A 295-nucleotide genomic window follows, 5' to 3' on the forward strand; every position below is an offset into this window, starting at 1 on the left:
CGTCGCAGAGCTGGGCCGCGGCGGCATGGGCGTCGTCTACAAGGGCTTCGAGCCGGCGCTGAACCGTTTCGTCGCGATCAAGGAGCTCTCGCCCTCGCTGGCGCACGACCCGCAGCTGGTCGAGCGCTTCCTGCGCGAGGCGCGCTCGATGGCGGCGCTGAACGACCCGCACATCATCCAGATCTACTTCATCGGCCAGGAGAACGGCCAGCCCTTCTTCGTGATGGAGTTCGTCGAGGGCGATTCGCTGTCGGGCCTGCTGAAGCGCGAGGGTCGCCTGCAGCCGGAAGTGGCG

1 protein-coding gene is annotated in these 295 nt (G+C 67.8%); it reads left to right on the forward strand.

Features of this window, described 5'->3' with window-relative positions; genetic code table 11:
* The coding region (locus FLQ44_RS02815) for a protein kinase domain-containing protein (RefSeq protein WP_147692963.1) at positions 1-295 on the forward strand (295 nt) is incomplete at both ends.

The organism is Vogesella mureinivorans, from assembly GCF_007644035.1.
Taxonomy (GTDB): Bacteria; Pseudomonadota; Gammaproteobacteria; order Burkholderiales; family Chromobacteriaceae; genus Vogesella; species Vogesella mureinivorans.